This window comes from Klenkia terrae, assembly GCF_900491935.1.
GTDB lineage: Bacteria > Actinomycetota > Actinomycetes > Mycobacteriales > Geodermatophilaceae > Klenkia > Klenkia terrae.
In genome coordinates, this window is the sequence record NZ_UEXK01000004.1 from 2,001,250 (window position 1) to 2,027,634 (window position 26,385).

Genomic DNA, 26,385 nt, shown 5'->3' on the forward strand with positions numbered 1-26,385 from the left:
TCAGCGGTGCAGCAGCGGCAGGACCCGGGTGCCGATCAGCTCGACGCCGCGGTCGTCGGTGAGCCCGTGCGGGGTGCCGAACTCGACCCGGGAGGCGCCGGCGTCGACCAGCAGCTGGGCCTGGACGGCGACCTGCTCCGGCGTCCCGGAGAACGCGAAGAGGTCCAGCACCTCGTCGGGCACCAGGCGTCCGGCACCCTCGGAGTCCCCGGCGTCCACCCGGGCGGTCACCTCGGGCAGCAGCCCGTCGGGCAGCGTGACCGTCGGGTCCAGCCCGGCGACGACGGCGAGGTACATGGCGACCTCGGTGCGCGCCCGGGCCCGGGCGGCGGCGCCGTCCTCGTCGACCACGGTCACCGCGCCGACCACGATGCCGACCGCGTCGTCGGGCCGGCCGGCCCGACGGGCGCCGACCGCGGTCCACTCCCGCATCACCCCGACCATCGCCGGGTTGGCCGAGCCGCCGACCTTGAGCTCGTCGGCGACCTCGCCGGCCAGGGCTGCGGTCTGCGCGCCCCAGGTGCCGACCAGGAACGGGGGGACGACGTCGGGCAGCGGGTAGCGCAGCGTCGTCCCGGCGGCCAGCGGGAAGAGGTCGCCCTCGACGCCGTCCGCCGACCCCGACAGCAGCGCCCGGATCAGCGCCACGGCCTCCCGGAGCTGCGCGACCGGCCGGGCCTGGGACACCCCCAGGGCACCCAGCCAGGTGCCGCGGGCCAGCCCGCAGTACGCCCGGCCGCCCGACAGGCGGTCCAGCGCGGCCAGCTGGCCGGCCAGCTCGTAGGGGTGCGTGGTGAACGGGTTCCAGCAGGCCGCGCCCAGCCGCACGCGCGAGGTGGCCGCAGCCATCTCCAGCAGCGGCACGACCGGCGGCTGGTAGAGCAGGTCGCCGAAGACGCTGATCACGTCGATGCCGTGCTCCTCGGCCGCCGCGGCCAGCCGGGCGTAGTCCCCGGGGGCCTTGTCCGACTGCAGGCCCAGCCCGATCTCCGTCACGTCAGGTCACCCGACCGCAGCGCCACCCGGCGGGACCGCTCGATCCGCATGACCAGCCGCTCCTCGGGGTCCGGGCAGGCGACCAGGGTGTCGCGCTCGAGCCAGTCGGCCGCGGGGAGGTCGCGCTGCTTGGCCGGCAGCAGCGGTAGCACCGACTGCAGGGCGTAGACGCAGAAGTGCTTCCCGGCGGGGATGCGCAGCTCGGCGGAGTTGGTCAGCTCGAAGGAGTCGCCCACCGCCAGACCGCAGACCGAGCGGCCGCCGATCGAGTCGACCACCACCCGCAGGTCGTACAGCTCCATGTCCGCCACGCCGTCCGGCTCGGTCATCGGGCCCTCCTGGTCAGGTCGGTGGAGTCGTCGCGGACCACCCGGCCGCCCTTCATCACCCAGCGCAGCGTGCGCAGGGCGGCCACGTCGGCCGTGGGGTCCTCGTCGACCAGCACCAGGTCGGCGAACCGGCCGGGGGCCACGACGCCGACCCGGTCCTCGGCGCCCAGCCAGCGGGCCGGGGCGATCGTGGCGGCCTGCAGCGCGCGGGCCGGGGTCATCCCGGCCGGCGCGCCGAGGACGGCCATGTGCTCCAGCTCCCGGACGGTGGCGCTGGTGCCCTCGAAGTCCCAGAACGGCGGCATGTCGCTGCCCAGCAGGACCTCGACCCCGGCCTCCAGGGCCATCCGGTAGCTGGCCGCGTGCTGATCGGCCGCACCGAGCGAGCGGGCCTGCATCCACGCCGGCACACCCAGCTCGTCGAAGAACGCCCCGCACCGGGTGACCACGAGGGTCGGCACCAGCGCGGTGCCGGCGGCCGCCATCTGCGCCGCGACCTCGGGGGTCAGCTGGTAGCCGTGCTCGACGCAGTCCAGCCCGAGAGCGACCGCGCGGGCGATGACCGCGGCCGGTCCGGCGTGGGCGGTGACCTTGCGGCCCCAGTCGTGCGCGGTGGAGATCACCGCGGCCAGCTCGTCGTCGGTGAGCTGCGGGGTGGAGATCTGCTCGTGCTCCCCGGCGATGCCGCCGCTGACCATGACCTTGACCAGGTCGGCGCCCAGCGCGACCTGCGAGCGCACACCGCGGCGGAAGGAGTCCGCCCCGTCGCACTCCAGGGTGTCCGGCGAGCCCGCGCCGTGCCCACCGGTGCAGCAGAGTGCGCGGCCGGCCGTGAACACCCGCGGCCCGCGCACCTCGCCGGCCTCGATGGCCGCCCGCAGCGCGAAGTCCGCACCGGACTTCTCGGCCACGCAGCGGACCGTGGTCACCCCGGCCAGCAGGGTCCGCTCGGCGCCCGAGGCCATGTACAGCGCGAGCTCGTGCGGGCCCATCGCCTCCACCCGGTCACCGGCGGCACCGGGCAGCGAGATCGACAGGTGGGTGTGCAGGTTCAGCAGGCCGGGCAGGAGGTAGCCGCCGCCCAGGTCCACCCGGACGGCGTCGGCGGGCACCGGGACGTCGTCGGCGCGGCCGGCCGCCACCACGCGGTCGTCGCGCACGTGCACGGCGGCGTCGGGCACCAGCCGGCCGGCCTCGCTGTCGAACAACGTCGCGTGGTGCAGGAGCAGGTCGGTCACCGCAGCGCCTCCTCGGGCTCGCGCACGGCCACCGCGGCCGGGCGCCGCAGCACCATCGCACCGACCAGGGCGAGCACCCCCGCCGCCGCCGCGCCCAGCGCGGGCACCAGGAACGCCGCCTCCGCCCCCCAGGCGTCGACCGCGGCGCCGGCCAGCGCCGCACCGGCGGTGACGCCGAGGGTGAGGCCGGTCGACGTCCAGGTCAGGCCCTCGTTCAGCGCCGCGCGCGGCACCCGGGACTCCACCAGCGACATCCCGGAGACCAGCACCGGCGCGATCGCCAGCCCGGCGAGGAACGCGGCGGGCACCAGCCAGGTCAGCGAGCCGACGAGCAGCAGCCCCTGCGCGACCAGCCCGAAGAAGACCGCGCACGCCACGAACCGCGCGGTCAGCGACCCGGGGAGCCGGACGACGCCGTAGAACAGCCCGGACACCAGGCTGCCGCCGGCGTAGGCGGCCAGCGCGACGCCGGCCATCACCGGGGCGCCCTCGTCCTGCGCGAACCCGACGACCACGACGTCCATCGCGCCGAACACCGTGCCGACCGCCAGGTACGCGGTGGCCACGACCAGCAGTGCGGGCCCGATGACCGACGTCCGGGTCCGGGACTCACCCACCGGGGTGCGCTGCACGGGCGGCTGGGTGGTCTCCTGCCGGGCCAGCCAGACGGCGCCGGCGACGCCGACCACCAGCCCGACGACGAAGCCGGCCGGCGGGGCGATCAGCGCGGCCAGGAAGGTGATCGACGGCGGGCCGACGACGAACACGACCTCGTCCACGACCGACTCGAACGCGAAGGCGGTCTGCCGGTCGTCGGAGTCCGGCAGCGCGTGCGCCCACCGCGCCCGGACGGCGGAGCCGACGTTGGCCCCGCACGCACCGGTCAGCGCGGCGAGCACGAACCAGGACCAGCGCGGCGCGTCCAGCACCACGGCCGAGGCGAACACCAGGCCGAGCACCAGGTAGGCCGCCGAGGACACGACGAGCACCCGACCCTGGCCGACCCGGTCCATGCCGCGGGCCCACTGCGGGCTGCCGACCGCGAAGGCCAGCGCCAGCGTGCCGGAGACGGCGCCGGCCAGGCCGTAGCTGCCGGACTCCCCGGCGACCAGGAGCACCGAGCCCAGTCCGACGGTGGACATCGGCACGCGGGCCAGCCAGCCGGCGAAGGAGAAGGACCGCGAGCCCGGGACGGTGAAGATGCGGGCGTACGGGGAGAACGGGTTGCGCACGGGGATCGATCTCGACTTCCTGGCCACAGGCGGAGACAGGGGGGCCTGCCGGACTCCCGGGTGGCACCCCCGATGCTAGCGACGGCGTCCATGCAGGATGCCCGCGTGGCCACCTCCCGCGCGTTGCGCCCGCTCACCCGCCGCCGGGACGACGTCGACCCGCACCGCGCGGAGAGCCGGGTCACCGCCTACGTCTACGGCACCGTGCTCGTGCTGGCCGCGGTGGTCGGCACCTCGCCCGAGGCGGTGGACGACGGCGCCGCGGTGCTGCTGGTCGTGGGCACCGTGCTGTCGACCTACCTGGCGCACGTGCTCGCGCACTCGGTCGGATCGCTGCTCACCGGCGGTCAGCACCGGCAGCTCTCCCACGCCGTCCGGGACGCCACGCCCATCCTCAGCTCGGGGTCGCTGCCCGCGCTCGTCCTGCTGGCCACCGCGCTGGGCTGGCCCCCGGAGGTGTGGGGGCAGTCGCTGGCCGCTGCCGTCGGGCTGGTCCGGGTGGCCGGCATCGGGCTGGTCTACCGGCGCCTGCAGGCCGACGTCCCGCTGGGCCGGGCCGTGCTGATGGGTGTGGTGGCCGCGGCGGTGGCGCTGCTCGTCGTCGTCCTGAAGCTGACGCTCACGCACTGAGCAACGTGCTGCAACCCGCCGGTGCGGGCTGTGGGAGCCCGGAGATCCGCAGCCGCGGAAGCAGGGGTGACCGCGGACACAGCCGTGACGAGCCCGCGACCGGGCGGCTCTACAGTCGGGAGGGTGACGACGCCGAGCCCGCTCCCCGACCCGGTGGTCCGCATGCCCGCACCCGCCCCGGGCAGCGGCGGGCTGGTCGACCGGCACGGCCGCACCGCGACCGACCTGCGGGGCTCGCTGACCGACCGGTGCAACCTGCGCTGCAGCTACTGCATGCCGCCCGAGGGCCTGGACTGGCTGCCCAAGGTCGAGCAGCTGACCGACGACGAGGTCGTCCGGCTGGTCCGCATCGGCGTGGAGCACCTGGGCATCGAGGAGGTCCGGTTCACCGGCGGCGAGCCGCTGCTGCGCCCCGGCCTGCCCGGCATCGTCGCGGCCACGACCGCGCTGCTGCCCCGGCCCGAGGTCAGCCTGACCACCAACGCCGTGGGCCTGTCCCGGATGGCGCCGGCCCTGGCCGCCGCCGGGCTGGACCGGCTCAACGTCAGCCTGGACACCCTGGACCGCGACCGGTTCAAGCAGCTCACCCACCGCGACCGGCTGCCCGACGTGCTGGCCGGCCTCAAGGCCGCCAAGGAGGCCGGGCTCACCCCGGTCAAGGTGAACACGGTGCTGCTCAAGGGCATCAACGAGGACGACGCCGTCCCGCTGCTGGAGTACTGCCTCGAGCACGGCTACGAGCTGCGCTTCATCGAGCAGATGCCGCTGGACGCCCACCACGCGTGGACCCGCGCCGAGATGGTGACCGCCGAGGACATCCTGGCCAAGCTGTCGGCCACGCACACCCTCACCCCGGACGTCGAGGAGCGCGGCGCGGCCCCGGCCGAGCGCTGGCTGGTCGACGGCACCGACCTCACCGTCGGCGTCATCGCCTCCGTCACCCGCAGCTTCTGCGGCGCCTGCGACCGCACCCGGCTCACCGCCGACGGCCAGATCCGCAACTGCCTGTTCGCCCGCGAGGAGTCCGACCTGCGGACGGCGATGCGGGACGGCGCCACCGACCAGGAGCTGGCCGACCGCTGGCGGATCGCCACGCTGACCAAGCTGCCCGGCCACGGGATCGACGACCCGTCGTTCCTGCAGCCCTCGCGCCCCATGTCGGCGATCGGCGGCTGAGCGGTGGGCCAGGGCAACACGGTCACCGTGCGCTACTTCGCCGGGGCCCGCGCCGCGGTCGGCGTGGACACCGAGACCCGGGACGCCGGTTCGCTGGACGAGCTGGTGGGCCAGATCGTCGACGCGCACGGCGAGAGACTCGAACGGGTGTTGACGGCGTGTTCGTTCCTGGTGGACGGAACGTCGACGAGGGACCGTACGTTGGTGCTCTCACCCGGGGCGGTCGTCGACGTGCTGCCCCCCTTCGCCGGAGGCTGATCCACCCCGCTCGTGAGCTCGTTGCCTCACAGTCCTGAGACATCTGCCCGGAGCGCGCCGTGATCGAGTGGCTCCTCGTGCTCGTCGGGGTCGTGCTGATCGCCGCCTGCGCCGCGTTCGTCGCCTTCGAGTTCTCCCTGGTCACCGTCGACCGCGCCACGGTCGAGCGCCAGGTCGCCGACGGCGACAAGGGCTCCGAGGGCGTCCTGGCTGCCCTGCAGACGCTGTCCACCCAGCTGTCGGGCGCCCAGCTCGGCATCACCGTCACCAACCTGGCCGTCGGCTTCGTCGCCGAGCCCTCCATCGCCGCCCTGCTGCGCGGCCCGCTGGGCGCCGCCGGGCTGGGCGAGGGGGCCGCTCGGTCGGTCTCGATCACACTGGCCCTGGTGCTGGCCACCGGGCTGACCATGGTGTTCGGCGAGCTGGTGCCCAAGAACATCGCGCTGTCCGAGCCGCTGCGCACCGCCCGCGCGGTCTCCGGCTTCCAGCGCGGCTTCACCCGGTCGACCTCCTTGGTGATCCGGGCGCTGAACGGCTGGGCCAACGCCGTCCTGCGCCGGCTGTTCGGCATCGAGCCGCAGGAGGAGCTGGCCTCGGCCCGGTCCCCCGAGGAGCTGACGTCGCTGGTCCGCCGGTCCAGCAGCCAGGGCACGCTGGAGGCGACCACCGCCCAGTTGCTCACCCGCAGCCTGGCCTTCGGCGAGCTGCGCGCCTCCGACGTGGCCACCCGCCGGCTGCAGATGACCACCATCCCGGCCGACGCCGCCGTCTCGGCCGTGCTGGACGCCGCCCGCGAGTCCGGGCACTCCCGCTTCCCGGTGGTCGGCGACGGCGTGGACGACGTCGTCGGGCTGGTCCACGTGAAACACGCGCTGTCCGTCCCCCGCGCCGACCGCCGCACGGCGAGCGTCGCGTCGGTGATGGTGCCCGCGCTGCACGTGCCCACCAGCCGACGGCTGGACGACCTGCTGACCGACCTCCGGCAGGGCAGCCTGCAGATGGCCGTGCTGGTCGACGAGTACGGCGGCACCGACGGCGTGGTCACCGTCGAGGACCTGGTCGAGGAGCTGGTCGGCGAGGTCGCCGACGAGCACGACGAGCCGGAGGTCCCCGGCCTGACCGACCTGGAGGACGGCACCTGGTCGGCCAGCGGCCTGCTGCGCCCGGACGAGGTCCGCGAGGCCACCGGCCTGCAGGTCCCCGACGACCACAGCTACGAGACCCTCGGCGGGCTGGTGCTCCGCCAGCTCGGCCGGATGCCCGAGGTCGGCGACCGGGTCGAGGTCATGCGCGAGCTGCCGCCCGAGCTGGCCGACGACGTCGACGACGAGACCGGCCTGGGCGGTGTCTGGCTCGAGGTGGTCGCCCTGGAGGGCAGCCGGGTCGACCGGGTGCTGGTCGGGGAGATCCCGCCCGTCGGCGAGGAGACCGCGCCCGCCGCCGTCGAGGAGGGGGCGACCCGATGAGCGACTGGATCGGGCTCGTCGTGGCCGTCGTCCTGCTGGGCGCCACCGCCTTCTTCGTGGCCGCCGAGTTCGCGCTGATCCCCGCGCGCGGGTCGTCCATCGAGCCGCTGGCGGGGGCGGGCTCCCGCCGTGCCCGCACCACGCTGGCCGCCATGGAGCAGGTCTCGCTGATGATGGCCGCCGCCCAGCTGGGCATCACGGTCTGCTCGCTGGGGCTGGGCGCGATCGGCGAGCCCGCCGTGGCACACCTGCTGGAGCCGGTGTTCGCGGCGCTGCGGGTGCCCGAGGGCGCCGTCTACCCGATCTCGTTCGCCATCGCGCTGTCGGTGGTCGTCGCGCTGCACGTGGTGATCGGCGAGATGGTGCCCAAGAACCTGGCGCTGGCCGGCCCCGACCGGGCCGCGCTGGCGCTGGCCCCGCCGCTGAAGATCGTGGCGACGGTGCTCAAGCCGTTCCTGCTGGCCATGAACGCGATCGCCAACGCCGTCCTGCGGCTGGTCGGCGTCGAGCCCAAGGACGAGGTCGCCAGCTCCTTCACCCGCGACGAGGTCGCCGGGCTGCTCGACCAGTCCCGCGAGGGCGGGCTGCTGGACGCCGCCGACCACGACCTGCTGACCGGCGCGCTGACCCTGGAGGACCGGGACACCCGCTCGGTGCTCATCCCCCGCGCCGAGCTGGCCGTGCTGGCCCCGGACGACGACGGGCTGGTCGTGGAGCAGCTGGCGGCCACCACCGGGTTCTCCCGGTTCCCGGTCCTCGTCGGCGACGAGCTCACCGGGTACGTCCACCTCAAGGACGTGCTGGTGGCCGAGGGCGAGCCCGACGTCCGGGTCGCCGACATCACCCGCCCGCTGCCCCGGGTGGACGCCACCACCGACCTGCGGACGACGCTGCAGACGATGCAGGCCGGCCGGGCCCAGCTCGCCGCCGTCGTGGACGAAGGCCGGGTGCTCGGCGTCGTCGCCCTGGAGGACATCCTCGAGGAGCTGGTCGGCGAGATCAGGGATTCGGCCCACCGATGAGAGGAGCACTGGGATGAGCGTGTTCGACAAGGCCAAGGCCAAGGCGGAGGAGCTGCTCGGGCGGGCGACGGAGGTCTACGGCGAGTCGCACGGCGACGCCGCCGCCGAGGTCGCCGGGGAGGCCCGCCGACTGGAGGGCGAGGCCGACGAGGAGGCCGCCGAGCGCGCCGACCAGCAGCGCCGGCACCCCGACGACGACGGCCTCGCCGGCGCCCGCTGACGGACTGACCGGCCGGCGGCTCAGCGCAGCCGGACGGCGACCAGCGCGACATCGTCGTCCGGCCGGCCGTGCACCAGCCGCTCGACGACCTGGTCGCACAGCACGTCCAGCGGGCAGCCGGCGAGCTCGGCGACCACCGCGCGCAGCCGGGCCAGCCCGGTGTCGAGGTCCTCGTGCCGGCGCTCGACCAGGCCGTCGGTGAACATCAGCACCGTCGACCCCGGCGGCAGCGCGACCACGTGCTCGTGCCGCGCGGCCAGGCCGTCCACGCCGAGCAGCAGGTCGCCCTGCCAGGGGTCCGGTGCGCCCAGCGAGCCGTCGGCGTGCAGCACGACCGGGGACAGGTGGCCCGCGCTGGACCAGACCATGGTCGCGCCGCCGCCCTCGACCTCCGTCAGCCGGGCGACCGCGCAGGTGGCCAGCGTCGGGAAGTCCAGGTGGTCCATCGCCACGTCGAGCCCGCGCAGCACCTCGCCGGGCCCGGCGTCGGAGTAGGTGGCGATGCCGCGCAGCAGCCCGCGCAGCTGACCCATCGCCGCGGCGGCCGCCGTGTCGTGCCCGACGACGTCGCCGATGACCAGGGTCATCGCGCCGCTGGGCGAGCGGAAGGCGTCGTACCAGTCCCCGCCGACCCGGGCCGCCTCGGCCGCCGGGGTGTACCGGACGGCGACCTCGGCCCCGGCGGGCCGGAACGGTTGGGTCAGCAGGCTGCGCTGCAGCTCTTCGGCGAGGGCGGCCTGCTGGCGGTAGAGCCGGCCGTTGTCCAACGCCAGCCCGATCCGGTCGGCGCACTCCCGGGCGGCGGCGAGGTCCTCCGGCGCGGGGGCGTGCCCGGCCGACCACCAGAGGGTGATCACGCCCAGCGTGCGCCCCCGGCCGAGCAGGGGCAGGTAGAACCCCGTGCCGGTGGCCAGCTGCGCCTGCAGCCGGCGGGCCTCGCCGGGCGGCAGGCTGTCGGCGACCTCCGCGGCGGTGACCGGCATCGGCTCCTGGGCCTGCATCGACCGGATCAGCGGGGTGGTCGAGGGCAGGGCCCCCAGCCGCAGCTCGCTGTACCGCTCCAGCACCGGCCGCAGCTCGGCGTCGGCGTGCCAGCACCCGACGTCCCGGGGGCGGCCGGCGTCGTCCAGCACGGTCACCACGGCCCAGTCCGCCAGCACCGGCACCAGCAGGCGGGGGATGCGGCTCATGCTCTGCACGGCGTCGGGCGACCCGACGACCTCGGCGCTGACCTGGGCCAGCACCGCCAGCCGCTCCTGCGCCCGGTGCCGCTGCGTGGTGTCGGTGAAGAAGACGTTGATCCCGCCCTGCTCGGCGGGCACGACGCGGACCTCGAACCACGCACCCAGCGCCGCGGAGAAGGCCTCGGCCACCTCGGGCACCCGGGTCCGGGCGACCCGCCGGTAGGTGCGGCCGAAGGCGCTCTCCTCGTTGCCGGGGAAGGCCTGCCAGGCGTTGCGGCCGAGCAGGTCGGCCCGGTTGCGGCGGAAGGTCCGCTCGGCGCCGGCGTTGACGTAGGTGATCGTCCAGTCGGCGGCGAACTGCAGGAAGCCCATGGGCATCCCCTCGAGAACACCTGTACCCGCCTGCCGCACCACCCGGGTCCCCTTTCCCGACGGCGCTCAGCCTAGGGGCAGGACACCCATTCCTCGGCCCCGTCGGTGAACACCTGGCGCTTCCAGATCGGCAGCCGGGCCTTGATCTCGTCGACGAGCTCCGCGCAGGCGGCGAACGCCTGGCCACGGTGGCTGGTGGAGACCGCGCAGGCCAGGGCCACGTCGCCGATCGCGAGCAGGCCCACCCGGTGGCTGACCGCCACGGCGTGCACCTCGGGCCGGGCGGCGAACTCCGCGGCGATCTCCTCGACCAGCGCCTGCGCGGTCGGGTGGCCGACGTACTCCAGCTCGGTGACGCCGCGTCCGCCGTCGTGGTCGCGGACGACGCCGGCGAAGCTGACCGTGGCCCCGGCGGCCGGGTGGGCCGCGGCGGCCTCGTGCGCGGCGACGTCCAGGGGCTGGTCGCTGATGGTGGCGATCACGGCTGGACCGTACTCGGCGGGACGTCCCAGTCGGCCGGGTCGGCCAGGCCGGTGCAGTCGACCTCGGTGACCTCGTGGTCGCGCAGGTAGGCCCGGGCGCCCTCGTCCCCGGTCGCCGAGGCGGCCACGCCGGCCCAGTGGTCCCGGCCGATCAGCACCGGGTGTCCCGGGACGCCGTCGTAGGTCGGGACGACGAGCGCGTCGGGCGCGGCGTGCCCGCTGATCCGCGCCAGCGCCTCGGCGGTCATGCCGGGGACGTCGACCAGCATGATCAAAGCCGCCTCGATGCCGCCGCCCAGGGCCTGCAGCCCCTGGATGCCGGTGCGCAGCGAGGACGCCATGCCGGTCTCCCAGTCGCGGTTGCCGACCACGGTCGCGCCGTCCAGGTCGGCGCGCTGCCACACCTCGACCATCGCGGCGCCGAGCACGACCAGCACGGGGTCGCAGACCGTGCGCGCCGTCCGCACGGCCCGCTCGACGAACAGCGACCCCTCGTGCTCGACCAGTGCCTTGGGCATGCCGTAGCGGGAGCCGCCCCCGGCGGCGAGGACGAGCGCGGCGACCGACACGACCCCACCCTCTCAGGAGGTGCCGGACCGCACCTTGCCCACGTACTCCTCGAAGGTGATCGGGCCGCCCTCCCCGGCGGTGCGGGCGGCGTCGGGCAGCACGTCCTGCACCACGTCCAGCCGCTTCCACGAGGGGCGGGGCGCGTCGCCGCCGGCATCGGGGACGTACTCGCTGGCCCGGACCCGCTGGTGCACGTGCACGTACCGGCCGCAGTTGGGGAACACCTCGTCGACGACGGCCCGGGTGACCAGCGTGGCACCGGGCCAGCGGGCCAGCAGCTCGTCGTCCGCGCTGACGGTGGCGGTGGCCTGCACCCGGACCCGGTCCGGGGTCTCCAGGTCGATGAACAGCAGGCCCACCTGCCCGGTCTCGGTCGCGTTGCCCATCGACAGGAACATGCCGTTGCCGTCGTAGTGCGGGAAGGCCAGCGTGCGCTCGTCCAGGACGGCGACGACGCCGGTGGGCCCGCCCTTGTAGGACACCGTGGGCCGGCCCTGCCCGTCCACGGTGGACAGGAAGAAGAAGTCCCGGGAGGCGATGAACGCCGCCGACCCGTCGTCGAGCCGGTCGGCGACGACCGCGGCCTCGAGCCGGTCGGCCAGCGGGCGGGAGCCGAAGTGGTCCTGCCAGGTCCGCTGCGGTGCGGTGTAGAAGTCGGTCACGGGTGCCCCCTCGTCCGCGGTCCGCGACGCTGCGGACCGGTCGGCCCNGTTGTTAAAAAGAGCCGGGGCCGCCCCCCCCCCCCCCGGTGACCCGGTCCGCGCTCGGTCGGCCACCTGACCACATGCGTGCCTTCACGGATGCGCAGGTAGCGTGGCAGTCGTGACCGCCACGACCGCCGACCGGCCCGTGCTCGTCGACCGGCGCCCCCGCCTGGCGGTGGCCTGGACGCTGCCGGAGGTCCGCTGGGCGGCGGTGTCGCTGGGGCTCTTCGCGGTCGGCGTGCTGCTGCAGCTGGCCGGGGCACCCGCCGTGGTCTGGTGGGCGGCGTACCTGGCCTGCTACGCCGCGGGCGGCTGGGAACCGGCGGTGGCCGGCGTGCAGGCGCTGCGGGAGCGAACGCTGGACGTCGACCTGCTCATGGTGGTGGCCGCCCTCGGCGCCGCGGCCATCGGCCAGGTCTTCGACGGCGCCCTGCTGATCGTCATCTTCGCGACGTCCGGCGCGCTGGAGGCCTTCGCCACCCGGCGCACCCGCGACGCCGTCCGGGCGCTCACCGACCTGGCCCCGGAGCAGGCCTGCCGGCTCGAGCACGGCCGGGAGTCCACGGTCCCGGCCGCGGAGCTCGAGGTCGGCGACCGGGTGCTGGTCCGCCCCGGCGACCGGCTACCCGCCGACGGCACGGTCGTCGAGGGAGCCTCGGAGGTCGACCAGGCCTCGGTGACCGGCGAGCCGCTGCCGGCGGACAAGCAGCCCGGCGACGAGGTCTTCGCCGGCACCGTCAACGGCACCGGGACGCTCACCGTCGAGGTGGGCCGGCCGGCGCACGACAGCGTGGTGGCCCGGATCGCCGACCTGGTGGCCCAGGCGTCGGAGACCAAGGCCGGCACGCAGTTGTTCATCGAGAAGGTGGAGCAGCGGTACTCCGTGGGCGTCGTCGTCGCCACGCTGGCGGTCTTCGCCGTCCCGCTGCTGCTGGGCGCCGACCTGCAGAGCGCGCTGCTGCGGGCGATGACCTTCATGATCGTGGCGTCGCCCTGCGCGCTCGTGCTGGCCACGATGCCGCCGCTGCTGTCGGCGATCGCGACCTCTGGGCGGCACGGCGTGCTGGTCACCTCGGCGGTGGCCATGGAGGGCCTGGGCAGCGTCACCGCCGTCGTGCTGGACAAGACCGGCACGCTCACCGACGGGACGCCGGCCGTGGTGGCCGTCGGCGCCGGGCCGGGGTGGGCGGAGTCCGAGCTGCTGTCCCTGGCGGCGTCGGTCGAGGTGCCCAGCGAGCACCCGGTCGGGCGGGCGGTGCTCGCCGCGGCGCGGGAGCGCGGCCTGGCGACCCGGCCGGTGCAGGGCTTCCGGGCGGCCGTCGGCCGCGGGGTCGTCGGGACGGTGGACGGCCGGGTGGTCGCGGTCGGTTCGGCCACGGACGACGGCCCGCCCGGTGCCGCCGCCGAGCAGGCGCGCGGCCGCACGGTCGTCGCGGTCACCGTGGACGGCGACCCGGCCGGCTGGCTGGCGCTGGCCGACCGGCTCCGGCCCTCCGCCGCCGGCACCGTGACCGCGCTGCGGGGGCTGCTGGGCCGCTCCCCCGTGCTGCTCACCGGGGACACCGCGCGCGCGGCCGGGACCCTGGCCGCCGAGCTGGGCATCACCGACGTGCGGGCCGGGCTGCTGCCCGGGGACAAGGTCGCCGCGGTCCGGGAGCTGCAGGCGCAGGGCCACCGGGTGCTGGTGGTCGGCGACGGGGTCAACGACGCGCCGGCCCTGGCCGCCGCCGAGGTCGGGGTGGCGATGGGCGGCATCGGCTCCGACCTCGCGGTGGCCAGCGCCGACGTCGTGGTGGTCCGGGACGACCTGGGCACGCTGCCGGCGCTGGTCGCCCTGTCCCGGCGGGCGCGGCGGCTGGTGGTGCAGAACCTGGTGGTCGCCGGCCTGGTCGTCGTGGCGCTGGCGACCTGGGACCTGGTCGGCCACCTGCCGCTGCCGCTGGGCGTGGCCGGGCACGAGGGGTCCACGATCCTGGTGGCGCTGAACGGTCTGCGGCTGCTCCGCCGGGGAACCTGGCGGCCCTAGCCGCGCGGGAGGCGGCGGGACTGCCGCGCGGTCGCGACCAGCCGGCCCTGCTCGTCGTGCAGGTCCGCCTCGTCCACGCACGACCAGCCGTCGCTCCAGGCCGTCCACTGGTCCACCCGGACCCAGGCGCCGACCGGCGGCGGCGGGCCCACCAGGTGCATCGTCAGCTCCACCGTCGGCAGTCCCACGGGCTCGGTCCGGACGGCGAACAGGCTCGGCGGCAGGGCGTCGACCACCAGGCCCAGGGCGACGAGCGGGTCGGTCACCCCGGCCGAGGGCCGGACCCGGCACCAGACCGTCAGCCGCGGCTCGCTGCCCCCGGCCAGCGGTCGGCCGGTACCGACCACGCGGAAGTCCAGGTGCTGGCTCATCGGCACGTAGGCCACCGGCAGCACCAGCTCCTCCGCCGCGGCCGGGCCCACGGCGTCCGCGGGCAGCTCCGGGACCGGGACGGGGCCCTCCGCCGGCGCCCCGGCCGGCGACGAGGACAGCAGCACCTGGGCCACGGCGCACAGCACGCCGGCCTGGCGCGCCTCGACCCGGATGCTCGACGTCGCGCCCAGGCGCTCGGGGACCGACCGGCCCTCCAGGTCGGCGTCCGGGACGACGGGGGCCAGCAGGTGGGTGGCCGCCGTCCGCACCCGGACCTCCTGGCCCGGCCGGCCGTGGTCCTGCACGCAGGCGAGCGCCGAGGACAGCAGCGCGCCGACCACGACGCCGCCCTGCACCGCCGCGAAGGACCGCCAGGTGGGGTCCCAGCGGTGCACCGTCGGGGCGGGCGGGGACGGTGCGGTCGACATGCCGCGGACAGTACCGCTGGCTTCAGTCAGAGCAAGTCAGCGACGCACCAGGCCTGGCCCGGGGGTCACCTCGACCTCACCCCGACCCACCCGGTGCCCGGCCGCGCACCGGACCTCGACCCGCAGCTCGGCACCGCAGTCGGCGTGCGCCATCCGCAGCGTCGGCCCGGCCTCGGGGCTGGCGTACTCGTCGCCCCACTGCCGCAGCGCCATCAGCACCGGCACCAGCGCCTGCCCCTTCGCGGTCAGCCGGTACTCCTCGCGCGCCCGGCTGCCCGGCTCGCGGTAGCTGCGCCGCTCCAGCAACCCCTCGCCGACCAGGTCCTTCAGCCGCCGGGCGGCCATCGGCTCGCTGAGGCCGACCCGGCTGACGAAGTCGCCGAACCGGGTGGTCCCCAGGCTGGCCTCGCGCAGCAGCAGCAGCGTCGAGCGGGCGCCGACGAGGTCCAGCGCCCCGGCGATCGAGCACCCCTCCGACGTCCAGGTGTCCCGCTCGCCCAGGAAGTCGTCCACGAGGCCGAGCGTACCCCTGACTTGCTGCTGGTTCAGCCAGCCGGTCTACGCTGGCTTCATCCCACGTGCGCCAGCTGTACCGAGGAGCCCCCGTGCCCACCGTCCGTGACCTGTCCACCAGCACCGCCTTCGTGACCGGCGCCAACCGCGGCCTCGGCCGGCACCTCGCCGCCGAGCTCGTCCGCCGCGGCGCCACCGTCTACGCCGGCGCCCGCGACCCCCGGTCGGTGGACCTGGCCGGGGTGACCCCGGTCCAGCTCGACGTCACCGACCCTGCCTCGGTCGCCGCGGCCGCGGCCGCCGCACCGGGGGTCGACCTGCTGGTCAACAACGCAGGCAGCTCGACGGGCGCCGACCTGCTCACCAGCCCGCTCGACGACCTCAGGGTCGAGCTGGAGACCCACTACCTGGGCTCGCTGGCCGTCACCCGCGCCTTCCTGCCGTCCCTGGTCGAGCACGGCGGCGCGGTGGCCAACGTCCTGTCCGCGCTGAGCTGGGTCTCCTTCCCGGCGGTCGGGGCCTACGCCGCGGCCAAGTCCGCCGCCTGGTCGATGACCAACGGCATCCGCCAGGAGCTCGCGCCCCGCGGCGTCACCGTGACCGCGCTGCACGTGGGCTACATGGACACCGAGATGGCCGCCGGCGTCCAGGACCCGAAGTCCGACCCGGCCGACGTCGCCCGCGCCCTGCTCGACGCCGTCGCCGCCGGCGCGCACGAGGTCCTGTTCGACGACGTCAGCCGGCAGGTGCAGCAGGGCCTCGCGGGCGGCGTCGGCGCGCTGTACCCGCAGCTCGACGCCGCCTGACGCGCGGGCCGGAGCCGGGCGACCCCTCCCCGCGACTCGCCGCGCCCTGCGGAAACGGTGCTATACACGGTCAGGCCGCCAGACACGGGGGCTCAGGTCTCGTCGGTCAAACAGGGCGCCGGCGAGGCTGGCCCGGACAGCAGGTCGCCCTCGTCGACCACCCAGACCTGGGCAGCCCCGTACGGGGTGCTGCGGGTGCGCACGGGCTCGATCCGGCGGTAGACCCCGATCCAGCGCGGACCGGCGTAGACGAGCCGTCCCCGCAGCTGGTCGGTCGGGATCCGGTCCACCTGGCCGTGCCGGGGCCCGCCCACGTGCAGCACGAGCTCGGCAGGACGGGCGGGCGGCACGACCCGCGGACGAGGTCGGGCGGGGTGGGATGGGTGCTGCTGCAACGGCATGGAGTGGTCGCCTCCCGGCGGCCGTCGCCCGGCAGCTCACGGGCCGGCGACGGCGTGGTCTCGCACGACGCAGCCGGCCCCTCGACTGCGCCCCCCACGCTAGCCAGCCGCGGCGATCCGGCAACCCGGAGGACCAACCTGTGCGCTCCCGGTGGACTACGGTGATCGCCAGGCCGCCCCGGCGGTGCTCGTCCAACCAAGGGCGCATCCGCCAGCCCGAGAGGGATGGCCTCCGTCGGCGTCCCCACCGGGACGCCGGGATGGATGTGACCCCGATGGACGCGAACCGGAACGCCCGTGCCGACACCTCGTCCGGCGACCCGGCCGACATGGACGACGAGACCCACCGCGCCGCCCGGAACCAGGTGCCCACCCCCCAGCTGGGGACGGTGGACAGCGAGGGCGTGGACGCCCTCGGCCGGCTGCTGCTCGGCTCGGAGTCGGTGGCCTCGGTGCTGCACCGCGCGGCCAGCTACGCACAGCGCACCCTGCCCGTCGCGGAGGAGGCCTCGGTGACCCTGACGACCGGCCCCCGGCGCGCCTCGGCGGCCTGGACAGGGCTGATGGCCTTCGAGCTCGACGAGTGCCAGTACGGCCTGGGCTACGGGCCGTGCCTGGAGGCCGCCGTCACCGGCCGCGCGGTGGTCATCTCCGACACCGCGACCGAGACCCGGTGGCCGGCCTTCGCCGAGCTGGCGGCCCGGCAGGGCGTGGCGAGCACGCTCTCGGTACCGATCCCGGTCGGGGACAGCGCCCAGGCCGCGCTGAACCTCTACTCCACCAGCACCGCTGCCTTCGACGACCCGCTGCTGGTCTCCAAGGCCATGCACACCGCCGGTCAGGCCGCGGCCGCCATCGCCAACATGCACGACCTGGACCGGGCCCGCACCGAGATCGCCAACCTGCAGCTGGCGCTGGAGTCGCGCGCCGGCATCGAGCAGGCCAAGGGCATCCTGATGGCCATCCACGGCTACGACGCCGACAAGGCCTTCGAGGTGCTGTCCCACCGGTCGCAGAACAGCAACCGCAAGCTGCGCGACATCGCCGCCGAGATGATCGACCAGGTGGTCCGCGAGCAGCCGGCTCCCGGGGCGGGCACCGACCGGGCCTGAACCCGGCTCAGGGCGCGTCGGCCTCGGCCAGCAGCGCGTCCACCGGCAGCGAGCGGTCCAGCACCGCGGCCGCGACGTCGTCCACGTCGGTGCCCCGCCCGTAGGCGTACGCCCGCAGCAGCGCCAGCGCCTCGGGGCTGTCGACCCGCAGCGAGACGTTGACGAAGCCCATCGCCTGCCACACCAGGGACCGGCGCTGGGCGGCCGGGGAGTCCAGCCACGCCGGACCCCCGGGCCGACCGGGCCCGTTCGCCTCCTGGAACACCCGGGTGACCTCCCGGGTCACCACCAGGGCGTCGGAGACCGACAGCTCGCCGACCCGGTGCGGCGGGACCACGTAGAGGTCCAGCACGCCCACCTCGGCCAGCCCGTCCTCCAGCGGCAGGGCGATCACGCCGCGGACCGGGGTGCGGGCGACCAGCTCCGCGGTGAAGACCGGCCACCGCTCCGCCAGCTCGGCCTCGTCGGCGACCAGCGCCCGCTGCTCGGCGTGCGCGGACAGGCACGGGCCCTCGCCCACGGTGAACTGCAGGCGCTCGGCGGACGCGGCCACCGGGTCGCTGGCACCCAGCGGCAGCCGGCGACCGGTGGCGAAGTACAGGCTCAGCCCGACCCCGGCGACCGGCAGCACCTGGGCGGCCGCCTCGGCCAACCGCTGCGGCACCAGCTCCGCCGCCGGCAGCCCCCCCGCCGATGCGGCCATCGCGGCCCGGAACGTGTCCAGCACGGTCGACCTCCTCTCCTCGGGACACCATCTCCGCTCTTCCTGCCCCGGCGCTCCACCGCCGTACACACCGGTTGTTCCCCTCGCCGACCGGACCGGGCAGGATGGGCGGCGCTGCGTCGAGTGCCACCGGCGCAGCGCCACGAGAGGCCACCGCCGTGACCGCGGACGCTGCCGGGCTGGACTTCGCCGCCCTGTTCTCCGCCCTGCCGACCGCCTACCTCGTGATGTCCCCCGAGCTGGTGATCCTGGACGCCAACCCGGCCTACCTGCACCTGCTGGGCCGCACGCGCGCGGAGCTGGTCGGCCGGTACGTCTTCGACGCGTTCCCCCCGTCGCCGGACACCCTGGACGACGACGGCGGCAACCCGCTGCAGCGGTCCTTCGAGCGCGCCCGGGACACCGGGGTGCCCGACCCGCTGCCGATGTTCCGGTACGACGTGCTCGACCAGACCACCGGTCAGGTCCGCCGCCGCACCTGGTCCCTCACCAGCGTCCCGGTCCGCGGCCCCGGCGGGACCACCCGGTGGGTGCTGCAACGGGTCATGGACGTGACCGACTACGTGGCCGACCTCGTGGCCGGACGGGCGCGGCCCGGGGCGCCCGACGGGTGCGATCCCTGGGCCCGCGTCGACGAGCTCGAGGCCGACCTGTTCGCCGGCACCCGCGAGCTGCGCAGCGCGCTCGCCGCGCAGGAGGCCACCGCCCGCCGGTTGGCCGCCCTGGCCGAGGTCGCCGTGCAGCTCGGCGCGGTCGAGACGGTCCAGGAGGTCACCGACGTCGTCGCCGGCACCGGGTTGGCCGCGCTGGGCGCGGTCGGCGGCGCCCTGGCGCTGCGCGAGGACAGCTCCTCCGTCGTCCGGCTGACCGTCGCCGGGGCCCGGACCGACGGTGCCGCGGCCGGCGCGCGGGCGTTGTGCAGCTGGGTGGTGCAGCACGACCGACCGGTCGCCCTGACCGGGCCGGACGGTGCCCGCAGGTGGTCGGCGGAGACCGGTGCCGAGGTCGAGCTGCCCGGGTCGGCCACCTGGCTGGCCGCCCCGGTCCGCGGCGCCGGCCGGGTCCTCGGTGCGCTGCTGGCGACCTGGGACCGACCACGGCCACCCGGGGACGACGAGGCGCAGCTGGTGGAGGCGCTGGCCAGCCAGGCGGGGGACGCCGTCCGCCGGATCCGGGGCATCGCGGCCGAGCGCCGGGCCGCCGCCAGCAGCCGGGCCGTCGCCGAGACCCTGCAGCGCTCCATGCTCAGCGCCCCGACGGCGCCGCGCGGGGTCCAGCTCGCCGTCCGCTACCTGCCGGCCTCGCACGCCGCGCAGGTGGGCGGTGACTGGTACGACGCCTTCCTGCAGGCCGACGGCGCGGTGAACCTGGTGATCGGGGACGTCGTGGGCCACGACATCCACGCAGCCGCGGCGATGGGCCAGCTGCGCAGCCTGCTGCGCGGCATCGTGGTGGCCGGCAGCCCCGGTCCGACGGCGGCGCTGGCCACCCTGGACACCGCGATCGCCCAGCTCGACCTGCGCACCTACGCCACGGTCGGCCTGGCCCGGCTGGAGCAGGACCCGGACGACCCGTGCCGCGGGACCACCCGGCTGCGGTGGGCCAGCGCCGGGCACCCGGCCCCGGTGGTCGTGGACTCCCGGGGCGCGGCGGTCCCCGTCCCCGACCCGGCCGGGCACCTGCTGCTGGGGGTGGACGCCGGCTGCACCCGGGGGGACGTCGTGGTCACCCTGGACCAGGGCTCGACGGTGCTGCTGTTCACCGACGGCCTGGTCGAGCGCCCGGGCGAGGACGTCGCCCGCGGGGTGGCCCGCCTGCAGGACCTCCTCGTGGAGCTGGCCGGCCGGGACCTGGAGCAGCTGTGCGACGAGGTGCTGCACCGGCTGGTCGACGGCCACCCCGCCGACGACGTCGCCCTCGTCGCCGCCCGGCTGCACCCCGGCGCAGGGGTCCGACCGGCCTAGCCCCCGGCCGGTCCGGCCGTGGTGCGGGCGCCGCGCTCGTGGGCCGCGACCAGCTCCTCGGCCACCTCGCGCAGCTTGCGGTTGGTGTGCTGGCTCTGCCGCTTGAGCGCCTCCAGGGCGACGGCGGCGTCGCAGTCGGCCCGGGCCATCAGCAGACCGGTGGCCTGCCCGATCACCGTCCGGCTGACCAGGGCCTGCTCGAGCTGGCCCACCTGGTCGCGGTGCTCCTCCAGCGACTGCGTCGTCGCCAGCGCTCCGGCGAGGAGGTCGGCCCACTGCTGGCCGATCTGCCGGTCGGCGTCGCCGAGGGCCCCGGGGGTGCGCGCGTACAGGTTCAGCGCGCCCGGGGTCTCCCCGCCGGGGAGCGGGAGGGACAGGGTGGCCCGCACTCCTGCGGCCACCGCGCGGGCCGGGTACCCACCCCACCGGCGCTCGGCGACCATGTCCGGCACGGCCACGACCACGCCCTCGCGCATCGACTCCAGGCACGGCCCGACGCCCAGCTCGTACTGCTGGGCATCACCCAGCCGGGCCAGCTCGCCGGCACTGGCGATCGTCAGCGGGCCCCCGGCCCGCTGCACCGTCAGCCCGCACGCGTCGGCGCCCGGCGCCAGCCGGACGACGGTGTCCACCAGGTCCCCGAGCAGCGCTCGACCGGCGCCCGCCGGTCCTGCGCCCTTCTCCCCGACCCGGTCCAGGACAGGATCACCGCCGTGCATGACACGCCTCCCACGCATCGTGGCCGTCCCCGAGACCTGGAGACCGCCGAGACGGATTCTGCCGGAACCCCGCGAGGCCTCAGGACGGGGGTCGCAGCGCGAACCGGAGCGCCGTGTGGTCGAGGGTCCGGGGCAGCGGCCCGGTGTCCGGGGCGCTGCGGCCCGCGGTCTGCACCGGCTCGTCGGGGCCGAGGAGGGCGGCCAGGACCACCGAGGACGTGTGCAGCACCAGGTCCCGCCCCGGGCAGCGAGCCGGGCCCGCGCTGAAGGGCACCATCGACCGCAGCGAGGCGCTGGTCCCCGCCGGCGCCGTCTCGTCCAGCCACATCCGGGGGACGAACCGGTCCGCCTCGGGGAGCTGCTCGTCGTCGCGGTGCAGCAGCGAGGAGACCAGGACGAACGTGGTGCCGGCCGGGGCGGTCCGCCCGCCCCAGTCCGTGGGCCGGGTGGTCTCGCGGAGCACCGCCAGCGTGGTCGGCCACAGCCGGACCGACTCCAGCACCGTCGCGCGCAGCAGCGGCAGGTCCGGTCGCCCGGGCACGGCCGCGGCCACCTCGGCGCGCACCGCCGCGGCGTGCTCCGGGTGGCCGGCGAGCAGGGCCGCCGCCCGGTGCGTCGCGATCCCGGCGGCGTCCCAGGCGAACAACCAGTGCGCCACCTGCGAGGGCAGGTCGAGGTCCGCCCCGTGCTCCCCGCCGGCGGCCGCCGTGACGGTGGCGGCCAGGCTGCCGGGCTCGGCCCGGTCCAGGTGGTCCTGGACGGCGGCGAGCAGCCGCCGCCGGCCGTCGTGGTCGGTGCGGCGCAGGTAGGCCCAGTTGGCCCGCCCGCGCAGCCGGGCGAGCTCGTCGGTCAGCCCGACGTCGTCCCGGGCGCCGTCCCCCAACGTCACCCGGCGGGTGATCCGGGCCCAGGCCTCGGTGAAGGTCGGCCAGTCCCAGGAGCCCGCCCGGCGCAGCGGGGCCAGCTCCTCGGCGGCCACCGCCCCGATCGCGGCCGCCTGCTCGTGCAGCGGCACGTCGAGCTGCAGGACGTCCTCGTTCCAGCGCCGCCGGGCCGCCCGCGGCGCCCCGTCGCTGATCAGCACCCCGCCGGGCTGGAAGTGCTGCAGCGCGGCCCGCTTCTCCGTGGTCGCCGGCGCGAAGGGCTCCGGGCTGCCGGCCAGGACCCGGGCGGCGTCCTGCGCCCCGGTGAGCAGCGCGACGCTGCGGCCCGGGATGCGGAGCACCAGCGGGCCCCGGCCGTACCGGGCCCGGGCGCGCTGCAGCGCGCGCACCGCCCGGTCGTCGCCCTGCCACCGGTCCAGCAGCCGCACCACGGCCGGGCGCCGGACGATGATGCCCTGGGCCAGCATCGGGGCCAGGACGCCGGCGACCAGCCGGGCGGTCCCGCCGGCGCCCAGGCGGACCGGCGCGGCCGACGAGGTGCCCGGCTCCTCCACGGCCCGGTCGTGCTGCGCCTGCTCCACCATCCGTGCCCTCCCGGGGGTCCGGCCGCGACTGCGCGGCTCGTCGTCCAGGAGTTCCTGACCGTGCCCGTCGGCCGGCAAACAGCGTGTGCGGCGACCGGCTCAGCGGGCCGGGGCCACCGGCTTCTCCAGGCAGGCCCAGACGTGCTTCTGCGCGGTGTCGTGGTGCACGCCGTGCGCGTCGGCCAGGTCGGCGACCACGTGCAGGCCGTAGCCACCGGCACCGGCCGGGCGCTCGACGGCCGGGGTGGGCAGCCGGTCCGGTGCGCTGTCGCTGACCACGACGACCCAGCAGTCGACGTCGTCGCACACCTGCAGCCGGGACGGCGGGGTGCCGTGCCGCACCGCGTTCGAGGTCAGCTCGTCGATGACCAGCACGGCCTTCTCCACGGCGTCCTCGCCCGCGTCGCCGGCGGAGGGCGGCAGCGAGGCGGTCAGGAAGGCCCGCACCTGCCGGCGGACGGCGCTCAGCGCGCGCAGGGACTCCAGGACCAGGATCAGCCGGTCCGCGGTCGCCGGCTCGGGGACGGGGCTGTCCCGCGACCAGGACGCCGCCGCCAGCACGTGCTCCTGCGCGGACATCCGTGCACGATCGGCCACGCCCACCCTCTCGGTCATATGGTCGGCGGACGGGGTCCGCGGGCGGTGCCGGGCGCACCTGCCACGACCTGCATGCCCGTTATCGGCACTTCCACTCCTGGAGCGGTCAGCTGCTCCGCGGCGGGGGGACGTACCCCTCCGGCGCGACGCGCACCGCCAGCAGCGCGATGTCGTCGTCGTGCCCGTGCTGGTTCTCCGCGAGCACCACGTCGAGCAGGGCGTCCAGCGGCAACCGGTGGTGCTCGGTCAGGGTCCGCCGCAGGGCTGCGATCCCCCGGTCGACGTCGGCGCCCAGGTGGCGGTGCTCGATCAGCCCGTCGGTGTAGAGCAGCAGGGTGTCCCCGGGCTGCAGCTCGGTGGTCCAGTCGCGGCGGGCCCGCTCGCCGTCCACCCCGACCAGGAGGTCCGGACGACGCTCGAGCAGGGTGGTCGACCCGTCCGGGTGCAGCAGGACCGGTGCGGGGTGGCCGGCGTTGGACCAGTGCAGCGTGCGGGCACCCTCGGCGCCCGCCTGCTCGATGCGGGCCAGCACGACGGTGGCCAGGCCGGCGACGTCCAGCCCGGCGACGGCGCGGTCGAGCCGGCGGAGGGTCTGCGAGGGTCGCTCGCCCCGGTCGTAGGCGAACGCGCGCAGCAGGGTGCGCAGCTGACCCATCGTGGCCGCAGCCTGCATGTCGTGGCCGGTCACGTCGCCGATCGCCGCGACGGTGCCGCCCTGCGCGGTGCCGAACGCGTCGTACCAGTCCCCGCCGACCTGGTCGCCGGCGTGGGAGGCCGCGTACCGGGCCCTGAACTCCAGGCCGTCGACCTCGGGGAGGTGGGTCAGCATCGCCGCCTGCAGCGTCTCGGCGACGACGCGCCGGTCGGCCAGGCTCGCCGCGGCGCGCGTCGCGGCGTCGGAGGACTGCACCCGCAGCGTCCGCAGCTGCAGCTCGGAGCTGCACGCCACTGCCAGGTCCTCCAGCGCGGTGAGCTCCTGCGGGGTCCACCGCCGCGGCCGGTGGTCGATCGCGCACAGTGAGCCGACGACCTGGCCCAGGGCGTCGAGCAGCGGCATGCCGGCGTAGGCGATGACGCCGAGGTCGGCGATCGCCGAGTTCTCCCAGACCAGCGGGGTGATCCGGGCGTCCTCGACCAGCAGCGGCGCCCCGGAGCGGACCACGTGCTGGCAGAAGCTGTGCGTCAGCGGGGTGCGCCGGGTCGAGGCCCACGGCTCGGGCAGCCCCAGCGCGCCCGGGAGCACCTGCTCGTCGACGTCCACGAACGACACCAGCGCCACGGGGACGCCCAGCAGCTGGCGGACCAGCCGGGCGAACCGCTCGAAGGCGGGGTCCGGGGCCGGGACGGCGACCACCGGGAGCTGGGCGGGGAGTCCGCCCAGGACGGTGTCGGTCATGCGTCCTCCCGGGCGTCTGGGCACGGTGCCCGGGCGACGGTGCCGAAGCTACCCGCGCCGGCCGCGGCTGTCTGCGTCCCCTGGCCCGCCGGGGTGACCCCGTCGGGGACCCGGGTCACGATCGGTCGCCGACGATCTAGCCTGACCCCGTGCACCCCCGTTCGAGCGCTCCGGGCGACGCCTGGCCGCCGGCGGGCACGGCGATCTCCGAGGTGGAGCTGCAGGAGCTGCGGGGGCGGGCGGGGGTGGCCACCGACATCTGCTTCACCATCTCCGACCCCCGTCTGCCGGGCAACCCGCTGGTCTGGGTCAACCCGGCGTTCGAGCGGGTGACCGGCTACACGGTCGAGGAGTCGGTCGGGCGCAACTGCAAGTTCCTGCAGGGCCCGGACACCGACCAGGCCGCGGTCACCCGGTTGGTCGGCGACCTGGCGGCGCGCGGGTCCTCGGCGGTCACGCTGCTCAACCACCGGGCCGACGGCACGGCCTTCTGGAACTACGTGGTGGTCAACTCGGTGATCGACCGCGCCGGGGAGCTGGTCGGCTTCGTCGGCGTGCAGACCGACGTCACCGCCCGGGTGGTCGCCGACGCCGAGCGGGCGGCGGCGCTCGCCGCCGAGCAGAGCGCCCGCCAGGCCGCCGAGCGGGCGCAGGCCGTGGCCGAGGCCGCCCGGGCGCGGATGACGCTGATGGCCGAGGCCACCACCGCCCTGGGCGCGAGCCTGGACATGACCGAGCTGCAGCAGCGGCTGGCCCGGCTCTGCGTACCGCTGCTGGCCGACTGGGTGGCGATCTCCGAGGTCGACGAGACCGGGGTGGTCACCTCGATCACCTGCGAGCACCGGGCCGGCGAGGCCGCCCGGGAGCCGACGGAGCAGATGTCCGCGCAGTTCCTGGGCCGGCGCTTCCCCGACACCTCCCCCACCGCCCGGGCCATGGCCACCGGCCGGCCGGTGGTCGTCTCCGGGCTGACCGCCGAGGCCATGCAGCCCTGGACGCGCGGGCTGCACGGCACCCCGGTCCTGGACGACCTGGGCACCGGCTCGGTGGCGGCCTTCCCCCTCACCTCCCGCAGCGGCACCTGGGGCGTCTTCGTGCTCGTGCGCCAGACCCCCGAGGGGTTCGACGAGGACGACGTCGAGGTCGCCCAGGACCTGGGACGCCGGGCCGGGCAGGCGCTGGACAACGCGCGCCGCTACGCCCGGGAGGCCTCGGTCGCCGAGACGCTCCAGCACGCGCTGCTGCCGGAGCTGCCGACCATCCCCGGCGTCCTCGCCGCGGCGCACTACACCGCCGCCTCCACGACGGCCTCGGTCGGCGGCGACTTCTACGACCTGCTGCCGCTGCCCGGTCGGTCGGTCGGCGTCGTCATCGGCGACGTCACCGGGCACGACATCACCGCGGCCGCCGCGATGGGCCAGCTGCGCGGGCTGCTCCGGTCCGAGGCGTGGGCGGTCGACGCCCCCGACCCGGCCGAGGTGCTCGGCCGGGTCGACCGCCTCCTCGAGGTCCTCGGCCTCCCGGTGATGGCCACCGCCCTGCTGCTGCGGGCGACCCCGCCGGCCACCGGGGACCCGCACGGCTCCTGGACCGTCGAGTGCGCGAACGCCGGCCATCCGCCGGCGCTGCTGCGCACCCCCGACGGCGAGGTCTCGGTGTTCTGCGACGAGCACGGCATGCTGCTGGGCACCGGGATGTCCCAGGAGCGACCGGCGCGGACCGCGACCTCCAGCGAGGTGCCGGCCGGCAGCCAGCTGCTGCTCTACACCGACGGCCTGGTGGAGCAGCCCAGCGCGGCCGGCTCGGCCGAGCGGGACATCGACGAGGGCATGGACCGGTTGGGCCGGCTGTGGGCGGCGCTGCCCCGCACGACGCACCCCGAGGACGCCTGCCGGGCCTTCGACGACCTGGTGGTCGAGCGGTCCGACGACATCGCGCTGCTCGTCGTCCGGCTGGGCACCGCTGCCGGCTGAGCCAGGT

At 76.0% G+C, this 26,385-nt stretch carries 27 protein-coding genes; 11 read left to right on the top strand and 16 right to left on the bottom strand.

Annotated features, from left to right (window positions below; genetic code table 11):
• The 4 genes from LFA75_RS10280 to LFA75_RS10295 are packed head-to-tail and all read right to left on the bottom strand — an operon-like array spanning nucleotide 1 to nucleotide 3,795.
• A complete protein-coding gene (locus LFA75_RS10280) occupies nucleotides 1-996 on the bottom strand; it encodes an LLM class flavin-dependent oxidoreductase (protein ID WP_225233544.1) in 996 nt (331 codons plus the stop codon).
• Entirely contained in the window at nucleotides 993-1,325 is a 333-nt protein-coding gene (locus tag LFA75_RS10285) for a TIGR04076 family protein (RefSeq protein ID WP_225233545.1), read from the bottom strand. Before LFA75_RS10285 ends, LFA75_RS10280 begins: the two co-directional genes overlap by 4 nt.
• Complete coding sequence (locus tag LFA75_RS10290; RefSeq protein ID WP_225233546.1) at nucleotides 1,322-2,563, bottom strand: amidohydrolase family protein; 1,242 nt, start codon at nucleotides 2,561-2,563, stop codon at nucleotides 1,322-1,324. The genes LFA75_RS10285 and LFA75_RS10290 overlap by 4 nt, the downstream gene beginning before the upstream one ends.
• A complete protein-coding gene (locus LFA75_RS10295) occupies nucleotides 2,560-3,795 on the bottom strand; it encodes an MFS transporter (RefSeq protein WP_225233547.1) in 1,236 nt (411 codons plus the stop codon). Before LFA75_RS10295 ends, LFA75_RS10290 begins: the two co-directional genes overlap by 4 nt.
• Nucleotides 3,796-3,900: 105 nt before the next feature.
• On the opposite strand from LFA75_RS10295, the gene LFA75_RS10300 reads away from it, so the two are divergent.
• The 6 genes from LFA75_RS10300 to LFA75_RS10325 all read left to right on the top strand — a co-directional run bounded on the left by LFA75_RS10300 (nucleotide 3,901) and on the right by LFA75_RS10325 (nucleotide 8,567).
• On the top strand, nucleotides 3,901-4,425 hold the full coding sequence (locus tag LFA75_RS10300) for a hypothetical protein (protein ID WP_225233548.1): 525 nt from the start codon (nucleotides 3,901-3,903) through the stop codon (nucleotides 4,423-4,425).
• A 123-nt stretch (nucleotides 4,426-4,548) separates the two neighbouring features.
• Complete coding sequence (gene moaA, locus LFA75_RS10305) at nucleotides 4,549-5,601, top strand: GTP 3',8-cyclase MoaA (protein ID WP_225233549.1); 1,053 nt, start codon at nucleotides 4,549-4,551, stop codon at nucleotides 5,599-5,601.
• A gap of 3 nt (nucleotides 5,602-5,604) precedes the next feature.
• The gene (locus tag LFA75_RS10310; RefSeq protein ID WP_225233550.1) at nucleotides 5,605-5,859 is read left to right on the top strand and encodes a MoaD/ThiS family protein; all 255 of its coding nucleotides are present in this window, start codon (nucleotides 5,605-5,607) and stop codon (nucleotides 5,857-5,859) included.
• A gap of 59 nt (nucleotides 5,860-5,918) precedes the next feature.
• Nucleotides 5,919-7,325 (top strand): hemolysin family protein, encoded by a 1,407-nt coding sequence (locus tag LFA75_RS10315; RefSeq protein ID WP_225233551.1) that lies wholly within the window; start codon nucleotides 5,919-5,921, stop codon nucleotides 7,323-7,325.
• Nucleotides 7,322-8,347 carry a hemolysin family protein gene (locus LFA75_RS10320; RefSeq protein WP_225233552.1) on the top strand — a complete coding sequence of 342 codons (1,026 nt, stop codon included), beginning with the start codon at nucleotides 7,322-7,324 and terminating at the stop codon, nucleotides 8,345-8,347. The genes LFA75_RS10315 and LFA75_RS10320 overlap by 4 nt, the downstream gene beginning before the upstream one ends.
• A 13-nt stretch (nucleotides 8,348-8,360) precedes the next feature.
• Nucleotides 8,361-8,567 (top strand): hypothetical protein, encoded by a 207-nt coding sequence (locus tag LFA75_RS10325; protein ID WP_225233553.1) that lies wholly within the window; start codon nucleotides 8,361-8,363, stop codon nucleotides 8,565-8,567.
• Nucleotides 8,568-8,587: 20 nt separating this feature from the next.
• Here LFA75_RS10325 and LFA75_RS10330 read toward each other — a convergent pair whose 3' ends face one another.
• The 4 genes from LFA75_RS10330 to LFA75_RS10345 form a co-directional block, all read right to left on the bottom strand.
• Nucleotides 8,588-10,129, bottom strand: coding sequence for a SpoIIE family protein phosphatase (locus tag LFA75_RS10330; protein WP_225233554.1), 1,542 nt, complete (start codon nucleotides 10,127-10,129; stop codon nucleotides 8,588-8,590).
• A 65-nt stretch (nucleotides 10,130-10,194) separates the two neighbouring features.
• Nucleotides 10,195-10,605: a molybdenum cofactor biosynthesis protein MoaE gene (locus LFA75_RS10335; protein WP_225233555.1), complete on the bottom strand. Its 411-nt coding sequence runs from the start codon at nucleotides 10,603-10,605 to the stop codon at nucleotides 10,195-10,197.
• Nucleotides 10,602-11,174, bottom strand: coding sequence for a nucleotidyltransferase family protein (locus LFA75_RS10340; protein WP_225233556.1), 573 nt, complete (start codon nucleotides 11,172-11,174; stop codon nucleotides 10,602-10,604). The genes LFA75_RS10335 and LFA75_RS10340 overlap by 4 nt, the downstream gene beginning before the upstream one ends.
• A 12-nt stretch (nucleotides 11,175-11,186) precedes the next feature.
• Nucleotides 11,187-11,837 carry a pyridoxamine 5'-phosphate oxidase family protein gene (locus LFA75_RS10345; RefSeq protein WP_225233557.1) on the bottom strand — a complete coding sequence of 217 codons (651 nt, stop codon included), beginning with the start codon at nucleotides 11,835-11,837 and terminating at the stop codon, nucleotides 11,187-11,189.
• 160 nt (nucleotides 11,838-11,997) lie between these two features.
• Here LFA75_RS10345 and LFA75_RS10350 point away from each other — a divergent pair, with 160 nt between their 5' ends.
• A complete protein-coding gene (locus tag LFA75_RS10350; protein WP_318249977.1) occupies nucleotides 11,998-13,905 on the top strand; it encodes a heavy metal translocating P-type ATPase in 1,908 nt (635 codons plus the stop codon).
• Here LFA75_RS10350 and LFA75_RS10355 read toward each other — a convergent pair.
• Complete coding sequence (locus LFA75_RS10355; protein ID WP_225233558.1) at nucleotides 13,902-14,705, bottom strand: thioesterase family protein; 804 nt, start codon at nucleotides 14,703-14,705, stop codon at nucleotides 13,902-13,904. The two genes, LFA75_RS10350 and LFA75_RS10355, sit on opposite strands and share 4 nt — an antisense overlap.
• Nucleotides 14,706-14,741: 36 nt before the next feature.
• The gene (locus tag LFA75_RS10360) at nucleotides 14,742-15,218 is read right to left on the bottom strand and encodes a winged helix-turn-helix transcriptional regulator (RefSeq protein ID WP_225233559.1); all 477 of its coding nucleotides are present in this window, start codon (nucleotides 15,216-15,218) and stop codon (nucleotides 14,742-14,744) included.
• Nucleotides 15,219-15,310: 92 nt separating this feature from the next.
• Between LFA75_RS10360 and LFA75_RS10365 the strand changes: the two genes are divergently transcribed.
• On the top strand, nucleotides 15,311-16,024 hold the full coding sequence (locus LFA75_RS10365; RefSeq protein ID WP_225233560.1) for an SDR family oxidoreductase: 714 nt from the start codon (nucleotides 15,311-15,313) through the stop codon (nucleotides 16,022-16,024).
• Nucleotides 16,025-16,116: 92 nt separating this feature from the next.
• Here the strand turns inward: LFA75_RS10365 and LFA75_RS10370 are convergent, their stop codons facing one another.
• Nucleotides 16,117-16,374 carry a hypothetical protein gene (locus tag LFA75_RS10370; RefSeq protein WP_225233561.1) on the bottom strand — a complete coding sequence of 86 codons (258 nt, stop codon included), beginning with the start codon at nucleotides 16,372-16,374 and terminating at the stop codon, nucleotides 16,117-16,119.
• A gap of 326 nt (nucleotides 16,375-16,700) precedes the next feature.
• On the opposite strand from LFA75_RS10370, the gene LFA75_RS10375 reads away from it, so the two are divergent.
• The gene (locus LFA75_RS10375) at nucleotides 16,701-17,537 is read left to right on the top strand and encodes a GAF and ANTAR domain-containing protein (RefSeq protein WP_225233562.1); all 837 of its coding nucleotides are present in this window, start codon (nucleotides 16,701-16,703) and stop codon (nucleotides 17,535-17,537) included.
• Between the two features lie 7 nt (nucleotides 17,538-17,544).
• On the opposite strand, the gene LFA75_RS10380 is transcribed toward LFA75_RS10375, so the two are convergent.
• Entirely contained in the window at nucleotides 17,545-18,264 is a 720-nt protein-coding gene (locus LFA75_RS10380) for an ANTAR domain-containing protein (RefSeq protein WP_225233563.1), read from the bottom strand.
• 155 nt (nucleotides 18,265-18,419) lie between these two features.
• Here LFA75_RS10380 and LFA75_RS10385 point away from each other — a divergent pair, with 155 nt between their 5' ends.
• Entirely contained in the window at nucleotides 18,420-20,225 is a 1,806-nt protein-coding gene (locus LFA75_RS10385) for a SpoIIE family protein phosphatase (RefSeq protein ID WP_225233564.1), read from the top strand.
• Here LFA75_RS10385 and LFA75_RS10390 read toward each other — a convergent pair.
• The 4 genes from LFA75_RS10390 to LFA75_RS10405 all read right to left on the bottom strand — a co-directional run bounded on the left by LFA75_RS10390 (nucleotide 20,222) and on the right by LFA75_RS10405 (nucleotide 24,405).
• A complete protein-coding gene (locus tag LFA75_RS10390) occupies nucleotides 20,222-20,944 on the bottom strand; it encodes a GAF and ANTAR domain-containing protein (protein ID WP_225233565.1) in 723 nt (240 codons plus the stop codon). The two genes, LFA75_RS10385 and LFA75_RS10390, sit on opposite strands and share 4 nt — an antisense overlap.
• Nucleotides 20,945-21,023: 79 nt before the next feature.
• On the bottom strand, nucleotides 21,024-22,412 hold the full coding sequence (locus tag LFA75_RS10395; RefSeq protein ID WP_225233566.1) for a cytochrome P450: 1,389 nt from the start codon (nucleotides 22,410-22,412) through the stop codon (nucleotides 21,024-21,026).
• A gap of 99 nt (nucleotides 22,413-22,511) precedes the next feature.
• Nucleotides 22,512-22,991 (bottom strand): ATP-binding protein, encoded by a 480-nt coding sequence (locus tag LFA75_RS10400; RefSeq protein ID WP_225233567.1) that lies wholly within the window; start codon nucleotides 22,989-22,991, stop codon nucleotides 22,512-22,514.
• A 124-nt stretch (nucleotides 22,992-23,115) separates the two neighbouring features.
• On the bottom strand, nucleotides 23,116-24,405 hold the full coding sequence (locus tag LFA75_RS10405; RefSeq protein ID WP_225233568.1) for a PP2C family protein-serine/threonine phosphatase: 1,290 nt from the start codon (nucleotides 24,403-24,405) through the stop codon (nucleotides 23,116-23,118).
• 149 nt (nucleotides 24,406-24,554) lie between these two features.
• Here LFA75_RS10405 and LFA75_RS10410 point away from each other — a divergent pair, with 149 nt between their 5' ends.
• The gene (locus tag LFA75_RS10410; protein ID WP_225233569.1) at nucleotides 24,555-26,378 is read left to right on the top strand and encodes a PP2C family protein-serine/threonine phosphatase; all 1,824 of its coding nucleotides are present in this window, start codon (nucleotides 24,555-24,557) and stop codon (nucleotides 26,376-26,378) included.
• Nucleotides 26,379-26,385 lie beyond the last annotated feature (7 nt).

Coding starts and splice junctions, on each gene's coding strand:
- LFA75_RS10285 (WP_225233545.1), bottom strand. CDS start 1,325: ATGACCGAGCCGGACGGCGTGGCGGACATGGAGCTGTACGACCTGCGG.
- LFA75_RS10320 (WP_225233552.1), top strand. CDS start 7,322: ATGAGCGACTGGATCGGGCTCGTCGTGGCCGTCGTCCTGCTGGGCGCC.
- LFA75_RS10325 (WP_225233553.1), top strand. CDS start 8,361: ATGAGCGTGTTCGACAAGGCCAAGGCCAAGGCGGAGGAGCTGCTCGGG.
- LFA75_RS10330 (WP_225233554.1), bottom strand. CDS start 10,129: ATGCCCATGGGCTTCCTGCAGTTCGCCGCCGACTGGACGATCACCTAC.
- LFA75_RS10355 (WP_225233558.1), bottom strand. CDS start 14,705: ATGTCGACCGCACCGTCCCCGCCCGCCCCGACGGTGCACCGCTGGGAC.
- LFA75_RS10375 (WP_225233562.1), top strand. CDS start 16,701: ATGGACGCGAACCGGAACGCCCGTGCCGACACCTCGTCCGGCGACCCG.
- LFA75_RS10390 (WP_225233565.1), bottom strand. CDS start 20,944: ATGCACGGCGGTGATCCTGTCCTGGACCGGGTCGGGGAGAAGGGCGCA.
- LFA75_RS10395 (WP_225233566.1), bottom strand. CDS start 22,412: ATGGTGGAGCAGGCGCAGCACGACCGGGCCGTGGAGGAGCCGGGCACC.
- LFA75_RS10400 (WP_225233567.1), bottom strand. CDS start 22,991: ATGTCCGCGCAGGAGCACGTGCTGGCGGCGGCGTCCTGGTCGCGGGAC.
- LFA75_RS10405 (WP_225233568.1), bottom strand. CDS start 24,405: ATGACCGACACCGTCCTGGGCGGACTCCCCGCCCAGCTCCCGGTGGTC.